This is a genomic window from Desulfurellaceae bacterium (assembly GCA_021296095.1).
In the GTDB taxonomy this organism is placed as follows: Bacteria; Desulfobacterota; Binatia; order Bin18; family Bin18; genus JAAXHF01.
In genome coordinates this window covers 607-4,270 of sequence record JAGWBB010000151.1, presented here as the reverse complement: position 1 = coordinate 4,270, position 3,664 = coordinate 607, and the positions used below count along the sequence as shown (strand labels likewise).

General features: G+C 63.5%; 3 protein-coding genes. 2 read left to right on the top strand and 1 reads right to left on the bottom strand.

Annotation, left to right across the window (positions count from 1 at the left end):
- The coding region (locus J4F42_21830; protein ID MCE2488164.1) for an alkaline phosphatase D family protein at positions 1–1,252 on the top strand (1,252 nt) is incomplete at its 5' end.
- Between the two features lie 136 nt (positions 1,253–1,388).
- Positions 1,389–2,768 carry a magnesium transporter gene (gene mgtE, locus J4F42_21825; protein MCE2488163.1) on the top strand — a complete coding sequence of 460 codons (1,380 nt, stop codon included), beginning with the start codon at positions 1,389–1,391 and terminating at the stop codon, positions 2,766–2,768.
- A 20-nt stretch (positions 2,769–2,788) separates the two neighbouring features.
- Here mgtE and J4F42_21820 read toward each other — a convergent pair.
- Positions 2,789–3,664 (bottom strand): alkaline phosphatase family protein (locus J4F42_21820; protein MCE2488162.1); only part of this gene is annotated, 876 nt, incomplete at its 5' end.

Sequence of the window (3,664 nt, the reverse complement as noted above, 5' to 3'; positions counted from 1 at the left end):
CCCGAACACCGTGTACTTCTACCGGGTGCGGGCTTTGCAGCCCGAAACCGGGCTTCGCTCTACCTGGGTCCGGGGTCGGCTGAGAACCGCTCCCCGCGCACCTGAGCGACGGGCGGTGTCGTTCGTGTTTGGCGGCGACCTCGGCGGACAAGGGTTTTGTCGGCCGTATGCTATTTTTGAAAAAATGCGTCGGCTGGAGCCGGACTTTTTTATTGCCAACGGCGATATGATCTACGCCGATAATGACTGCCCGGCGGCCGCACCCGCTCCCCCTGGGCGCGCGAGCCGATCCAACATCCCCGGTGATTTTCCGCCCGTCACCGCGCTTGACTGGACAAACCTTGATCAGCTACGGACGGTGTTCTGGCAACACTGGCGCTATAATCGGGCCGACCCGGCGTTTCAGAATTTCCTGGGTCAGGTTCCCATGTACGTCCAGTGGGACGATCACGAGCTGGTCAACGATTCTGGCGCGGGCTGGTCGTACTGGCGGCCCGGCCCGCGCCGCGCTTACCCGAATCTGGTCCAGGTCGGCCGCCGGGCCATGTTCTTGTACGCCCCCATTGACCCACACCCGGAGGAGCCCTACCGGGTGTATCGCTCCTTTCGGTGGGGTCAAGATCTGGAAATCTTTTTGCTCGACGCCCGCTCCTACCGCAGCCGCAATGACCTGGCCGATACCCCCGATACGCACAAAACCCTGCTCGGCGGCGCGCAGCTGGCCTGGCTCAAACGCGGGGTGGCGGAATCGACCGCGACCTGGAAGGTGGTCAGCAGCAATGTGCCGCTGTCGATTCCGACCGGCAGTCGGGCGGCCGTCTTTGGCCGCGACGGCTGGGCGAACGGAACCGCGCCGGACTTTTCCTCTCGCACCGGCTTTGAGCGAGAACTGTTCGACCTGTTGGCTCACTTCGACCGGGCAGGGGTTCGAAATCTGGTCTTTGTCACGACCGACGTGCATTTTGCGGCGGCTCTTGCGTACGTGCATGACGCCGACGGCGACGGGCGGCCCCTGCGCTTCCACGAGTTTGTGAGCGGACCGCTCAGCGCGATCAGCGTTCCGGCCGTCGGCCAGGACCGGCTCGATCCCAGTCTGCGTCCCCGGCTGGTGTATGCCGAGGGTGAGCTGACGAATTTTGGCTTTATCCGGGTCTATGAGGGGGCGGATGGCGTGGGTCGTCTGCGCGCCGAAGTGCGCGGCGAGGACGGTCTGCTGCGGCCCGGCTCACGGGTCGAGTTGGTGGCGGAATAATCCCCGCCAGCCGCCGTTCCTCGTTCAGCATTCAGCGTTCGTTCCGTCATTCTGATTCCGCCTCCCCGTAGCTCCCCGGTCGAGGGACTGATAGGGAAAGAGGGCTGGAACAGGCCCTGTCTCCCGAGCATCCGCCATGACGCCAACCTCGGTTCCTCCCCCGATGTCCATCGACCGCGACGCCGCCCTCGCCGACCTGGTGATTGCGGCAGAGCTGGGTCAGGATGAGCGGGTGCGGGCGGGCCTGCCCGGTCTGCACCCGGCCGATATCGCCGAACTGCTCGACGTACTCGAAGAGGCCGAGACCAAGCAGCGGGTTTTCGGTTTTCTGCCGACCCAGCTGACCGCTGCGGTGTTGAGCTTTGTCGCCCCCCCCACCCAGGAGCTGTTGACCCGGGGCTTGTCTGACGCCGTGCTGGGCGAAGTGGTTGAACAGATCGAATCGGATGATGCGGTCGATCTGCTGGCCGGCCTGTCTCCGCAGCGAACCCGGGCTGTGTTGGAGCACGTTTCTGAAGACCTGGCCGCCGAGATCAGCCAGCTGATGCGCCACCCCGAGGATGTCGCCGGCGGTATCATGCAGACCGAGTATATCGCGGTCGGGGAGGGCGCCCGGGTCGAACAGGCGATTGAAACCATCCGCACCCATGTGGATGAGGTGAGCGATCTGCACAGTGTCTTCATTATCAATGCGCCCGGCCATCTGGTCGGCGTTCTGCCGCTCAGAAAGTTGATTCTGGCCCGCCCGGGCGACCTGGTTGCACACATCATGGATCGCCAAGTGATCTCGGTCCGGGTTGACCTCGACCAGGAAGCCGTTGCCCAGGTGTGTCAAAAGTACGACCTGGTATCGCTGCCGGTGGTGGACGCCGGGGGGAAGTTGGTCGGATTGATTACGGTTGATGACGTGGTTGACGTGCTGGAAGAAGAAGCCACCGAGGATATTTATAAGCTGGCCAACCTGAGCCGAGAAGAAGAGGTCTTTGAGCCGCCGTGGCGGTCAATTCGCCATCGTCTGCCGTGGCTGGGACTCAACCTGGTCACCACCACCCTGAGCGCGGCGGTGATCACCCTTTTTGAAGACACGATTCGGGCCTTGGCCGTGGCTGCGGCGTTCATGACTATTGTGGCCGCCCAGGGCGGCAACGCCGGCGTACAGACCCTGACCGTGACGGTGCGCGGCTTGGCGCTGGGCGAGGTCGGCTTGAACCACGCCAGGCGGGTGTTGTTCAAAGAGCTGAGCGTGGCGCTGGGCAACGGGCTGATTCTGGGCGGTGTCGCCGGGACGGTTGCCTATCTGTGGGAGGGCAGTCCTCTGCTGGGTGGGGTGCTGGGCTTGGCCCTGGTCGTCAACCTGATGGTGGCAGCTCTGGTGGGCAGTATGGTGCCGTTCGTGCTGGAGCGCTGCGGGATTGACCCGGCGGTGGCGTCCAACGTCTTTGTCACCGCCTGTACGGATATTTTCGGCTTCTTTTCCTTTCTGGGCATTCTGGCCCTGGTGTGGGGTTTGGTGTGAGGGGGACGTGTGCGTTGCCTCTACTGCCGGGTGCCGTTCAGCGTGTAATCCAGAATATCAAAATTCCGTATATGGGTCCGAGCGGCGTAGATGTCGGCCACCGGTTCGGACACGATGAACGGCACCCGTTGCTCGCTGAGTCCGCCATGCGAGCGAAGCGGGACCTTGCCGAGTTGTGACAGATCGTGCTCCGCCGGACTGGTACCGAGAGCCGTGTCTCGGTCACCAATCACAACCAGATCACCCTCGCGGTCGGGCGGCAGGCCGAAGCGTACACACGCCTGTTCACGTTCATACACAGCAGCAATACCGTCCAGGCTCTGTATCAGGTCCGCGACCGAGCGGGGCGCCAGCGCCGGACAGTAGACGCGGACGAATGATCCCAGGGCGCCGTGGTGGACGACATATGGGTCGGTGATGGGGCAGATGACACGGCTTGTGGCCGGCCCGAAATGGTTGTCCAGGACTTCCTGCAGAAAGATCACCCGCGGCTTGAAGTTCATGCCATGATCGGCGGTCAGCGCGAGCAGGGCGCCTCTCTCGACAAACTCGCCCAGACGCGCATCCAGGCTGTGATAAAAGGCGTTGGCCTGCGCCTGGCCCGGGGCGTGTTTATGCTGCACATAATCGCTCAGGGACAGATACAGGAAATCCGGCCGTTCGCGTTCGAGCAGCCGCAGGCCGGCGTCGAGAACAAACAAGGATACGTCGGCCGAGTAGACCGCGGGCTGTGGCCGTCCGACGAGGTCGGGGACATGGCTGATGCCGTTGTCCTCCAGCGTACATCCGGCCGCCCGTTCGGCGGAGAAGCACACGCCGTTTCTGAGCCGGTGTCCGAGCATGCGGCGGAGTTTGTCTTTGGCGGTGATGATCGCCACCTTGCAGCCGGCGTGGGA

Bases quoted from the DNA above. Each gene is read 5' to 3' on its own strand.
- mgtE (MCE2488163.1), top strand. From the start codon at position 1,389: ATGACGCCAACCTCGGTTCCTCCCCCGATGTCCATCGACCGCGACGCC.